The 4,421-nt window shown below is 44.7% G+C and carries 4 protein-coding genes and 1 pseudogene; all 5 read left to right on the top strand.

Going from position 1 to position 4,421, the window contains the following annotated elements; all coding sequences use genetic code 11:
* A pseudogene (locus HMPREF0027_RS05000) lies at window positions 1–279 on the top strand (phage baseplate assembly protein V); the annotation flags it as partial.
* Between the two features lie 54 nt (window positions 280–333).
* Entirely contained in the window at window positions 334–690 is a 357-nt protein-coding gene (locus HMPREF0027_RS04995) for a GPW/gp25 family protein (RefSeq protein ID WP_005622731.1), read from the top strand.
* Entirely contained in the window at window positions 687–1,799 is a 1,113-nt protein-coding gene (locus HMPREF0027_RS04990) for a baseplate assembly protein (protein WP_005622730.1), read from the top strand. The genes HMPREF0027_RS04995 and HMPREF0027_RS04990 overlap by 4 nt, the downstream gene beginning before the upstream one ends.
* The gene (locus tag HMPREF0027_RS04985; RefSeq protein ID WP_005622729.1) at window positions 1,792–2,370 is read left to right on the top strand and encodes a phage tail protein; all 579 of its coding nucleotides are present in this window, start codon (window positions 1,792–1,794) and stop codon (window positions 2,368–2,370) included. Before HMPREF0027_RS04990 ends, HMPREF0027_RS04985 begins: the two co-directional genes overlap by 8 nt.
* 11 nt (window positions 2,371–2,381) lie before the next feature.
* A partial coding sequence (locus HMPREF0027_RS12540) for a hypothetical protein (RefSeq protein WP_005622728.1) occupies window positions 2,382–4,421 on the top strand: 2,040 nt, incomplete at its 3' end.

Raw genomic sequence — 4,421 nt, 5'->3', positions numbered from 1 at the left:
TTCAGTAACGGGACTGAAATTTCTCACAACCGTAAAACAGGTGATGTTGTGGTAAAAACATCAGATACGGTAACGGTTACTGCAGGCAAGGCGGTGGTGAATGCCGAAACCGAAATCAATGGCAACACCACCATCAATGGCAAATTACATGCTAGTGGCAACATTACCTCGGGCAAAGAAGTGTCTGCGCCAAGCGTTAAACAAGGTTCTGTTTCACTTGGTTCTCACGTCCATAGTGGCGTCCAAGGTGGTCGAGACACTTCCGATAAACCCCAGTAATTCTTTAAATTAGTTTAAAATTCCTCTCATTTCATAGCCGTTACACTCACGGCTATGAAAACTGCTATCCAACACACTCACTGGCAATTAGCCCCTACTGATGTCGCTACCATTCAAGGCGAAGATGATTTACATCAGTGCATTCTGAATATTCTGTCCACCCGAAAAGGCAGCGACGTACTTCATCCTGATTTTGGTTCCGAGCATTTCGATTATATCGACCAACCTGAAGATATTGCGATTCCGAATATCGTGCGCGAAGTTTTTACTGCCATTGATAAATGGGAAAAGCGTGTCGTGGTGCAAGAAGTCATTATTACCGGTGAAGCCCCTGAATTTCACTTTACGGTGAAATGGTGCGTGGCTGAAGATGTTGCACGTCAAATTTATGCAACGGAGTATCAACTATGATTGCAAACCGTGAAGAAATTCAAATTGTTGAAGAAGATGTGGCAAAAATCCTTGCTGACTGCATTGCGCAATATGAAGAGCGCACAGGCAAAACCTTACAACCTGCCCATATTGAGCGGCTAATTATTAACCTATATGCATATCGTGAATTATTGATGCGCAAAGGGATTAACGAAGCCTTTCGGCAAACCTTCCCGCAGACGGCAACGGGGCAGGCGTTAGATTTATGCGGTGAACAAATGGGCTGCATTCGCCTTGCCGCGCAACCGGCTGAAACCACCTTATGTTTTCGCGTGGAAGAAACCGAACACGAGGAGATTGTGATTCCGGCAGGCACGATGGTGCGTGCCACAGAGTCACTTTATTTTTCAACGAAGACGGAAACGGTGATTTCAAAATTCGCCAGCTTTGTTGATGTGGTTGCGGTGGCAAATCTCACTGGCGAAGCAGGTAATGGATGGGAGGCTGGACGAGTAAAAACGCTTGAAAGCCAGATAGCTTATCAAGGCACACTCACGGTCAGCAACATTGATGAAACCGATGGTGGGGTGGCAGAAGAAAGCGATGAAGATTACCGCAAACGTATCTTACTTGCGCCTGAAGCCTTTACCGTTTGTGGCACCTTTGAAGCCTACAACTACCACACGCGTAGCGTGACGCCATTTATCAATGATGTTGCCGTACAACGCCCAAAAGCCGGCACAGCAGGAATGACAGTGTTAACCAAACGTGGCGTACCTCAACCGCTCTTAATTGACAAAACCAAAGCCTATTTAAGTGGCGATAAACGCCGACCGCTCAATGACACTGTAATTGTCTCACCGGCGAAAAAAGTAAGCTACAACATTGTGGCAAATCTTGAGCTTTATAGTTCAGCAAATGCCGCAGAAACTAAAAGTCGAGCATTGAAAGCTGTGCAAGATTTATTAGCGAAAGAGCCATTTACTCTAGGCGTGGATATTGTGCCACTAACTATTGCAGCAACCTTGAAAATTTCAGGCGTGTATAACGTAGAAATTATGGAGCTACATTTGACTGAAGTGTTGGAAAACGAATGGGCGGTGTGTGAAAGCATTACCTTAAACGTGGTGGGAGAATCTCATGGCTAAGCTGATTTATGCGGACATTATCCGCCAAGATGTGAAATTTACTACGCTTGCCGATTTAACCAACCGACTTGATACCCTTGATAAGTCGCAGATTATGACCTCGCTGATTGATTTGCTCGATGAAAAATACATTGAGTTGGTGGCCGAGAAATGGAGTGTGACAGGTTATGGCGGCTATTTGTTAGCTAATGATATTAAGTCAAAACGCAGCTTAATTAGCTCCGCAGTTGAATTGCACAAATACAAAGGCACGCCGTTGGCGGTGAAGCAGATTTGCAAAAAATTGGGCTTAGGTGAAGTTGAAATTATAGAGCGCCTCGCCAAGCAATACTACGACGGTGCAATTATACGCAATGGTATCTACTACCGTGGTGATGATAACCGCTGGGCTCAATACCGTATTCTTTTAAATAGTGTGATTACCAATAGTGAAGCCAAGATTGCTCGAAAAGCAATTGAACGATTTGCTCCTGCACGAAGCGAGTTGGTGGCATTGGACTACCGCAAATTCGCTTTTTTACATAACAACAGATTAACTCGCAACGGTACTTATAGCCGTGGTGCGGCATAAGAGAGGATAAAATGACGACTTTAACAAAAGATGATTTTTTACCAGAACAACCAGTTTGGGAAGATGGCGTTTATATGCTGAAAGAAACCGACCCTGTACTTGGTGGTCCAATAGGTGTTGATAATTTACCCTTAAAACATTTAGCAAACCGCACGCTATTCTTAAAAAGCGAAATGGAGAAGGTTGGCGAGCAAAATGAAAATGCTTTCAGAAAACTTGCTAAAGCCGATGGCTTCCGTTTTATCGGTCAAGCCGAAAGTATCGAACAACTCCGCACAATTCGCCCAACAGAACATGGGCAACGGATTTTCGTTAAGTCGTACTACGCAGGTGGTACAACTGGCGGTGGGGAGTTTGTGGCAGATTTGCAAGATTTGGTGACACCTGATGATGGTGGGACATGTTTTGTGGTTGAGGTTGGCAATGCAGGGCGTTGGAAGCGAGTATTAGACAGTGAGATTTCCGCCTTTGATTTTGGTGCGGTGGGTGATGGTATGGCTGATGATGCTCAAGCCCTTAATCGTGCGGCGAATCATTGCCAAAAACAATGGGGCAAAATGTTGTCACTTTGTGGGGAATTTTATCTCGGCTCAACAGTGAGCTTTCGTCATTGTAAAGTTGAGGCGACTCGGGCAAGGTTTGTCGTAGGGCATAACGGGATTGGTCTGATTTTGGGTGGCTCAGGCAATAATGCCAACAACCCAACGCAACAGATTGATGAGGTGATTCGTGCCGTTGGGATGCCTCCAAGCACTCGCCTTACTCCCTTGGTACAAGTTATTGGGGAAAAGGGACAATACGTCGACATCAACCGAGCTGATTACGTGCAGATTTATGCTAATGCCACCGCAGGCAGTCAACATAACAACAATTATTCTAGCGCTTATTCCACCTTTAATTTCAAATTTGTAAACACCATTGAGCTTTTTGGTGAAAGCGGTGGCTGGATTAACGAAAATACTTTTAATCTGAATCGTTGTTCTAAGATTGTGCTAGATGGTGACTATTTACACAATCATAATCTCTTTAATCGTGGCTGCATGGAAAGTCAAGGGGAGATTTATTGCAATGGCTCTAGCAATCAGTTTGTCGGTTTTCGCTTCGAACGCCGACCCTCTGTTGCAACAGAAACGCTCAAGATTACCTTTACCGAGTCATCTTGGAATAACCACATTGAAGCCAGTTGGCAATCGTCAAAAGGCTACACCAACAACCCTTACGGCACACATCTTATTACCGTCAATGACGAGGGTTTGGGTAATACTGTTAATCACATTGCAGCCAAAAATAGCCAAGATGTACCGCTCTTTTCGCTGACCTCACAAGCTGATATTGCCATGGCTGGCACAGGGGCAGGCGGTGTAGTGGGCTTGGGTAATATGGCAGGAGTGCGCAACCTCAAGCGTTTGCCGAATGGGAAATATGAAATCGCCAATAATCACTCTGTGATTTACGAGTCACCACTGATTGACCTTACTCAGTCGCCGATTGTGTGGTTTCGCTCTTCCGAACCGCATTTCCGAATGAGTGTGTATTATTTCAACGCACAAGAACAACGCTTAACGAACAAGGCAGAGGTAGGCGAGATTTTTAGTGGTAGCTTTTACTGGAGCGACAGCGAAGGTTTTAGTTTCATGCAAGGCAACTCACAAAACATTAACTTTCACACAAAACCGAATCAAGCTCGTTTCGCTAAAGTGGTGATTTCATCGGGCTCTAATGTTGCAGGACTTACCTTTAATGCCCTTGCGTTAGGGATTCGCCAGTTTAATCAATTCTCAAAGATTGATGGCTTTAGGCTGGGAATGCTACCTGAACCTAAAGGCGGCAATCAACCGATGATTTACCAAAATCAAGAAATTGATATGGATAAAGTACCAGAAGGCGTGGTGTGTTATAAATCAGACCTCGCCGAAATGCGAGTCAATATTCAAAAAATGCCGTTGTTGATGAAGCCTATCGTCGATAAAACGATAACTCTTGCTGTACCAAAAATGTTCTTAGAGCGAGGCAAAGGCGAATTGCTGTACAAATCGGACACAGACGGTAGC

It is taken from the genome of Actinobacillus ureae ATCC 25976 (genome assembly GCF_000188255.1).
Classification (GTDB): Bacteria; Pseudomonadota; Gammaproteobacteria; order Enterobacterales; family Pasteurellaceae; genus Actinobacillus; species Actinobacillus ureae.
The sequence above is the reverse complement of the archived record's forward strand: the minus strand, read 5'-3'. Positions and strand labels throughout refer to the sequence as shown.

What these genes read in the sequence shown, in the direction of transcription:
- HMPREF0027_RS04995 (WP_005622731.1), top strand. Translation starts at nt 334, where the DNA reads ATGAAAACTGCTATCCAACACACTCACTGGCAATTAGCCCCTACTGAT.
- HMPREF0027_RS04990 (WP_005622730.1), top strand. Translation starts at nt 687, where the DNA reads ATGATTGCAAACCGTGAAGAAATTCAAATTGTTGAAGAAGATGTGGCA.
- HMPREF0027_RS04985 (WP_005622729.1), top strand. Translation starts at nt 1,792, where the DNA reads ATGGCTAAGCTGATTTATGCGGACATTATCCGCCAAGATGTGAAATTT.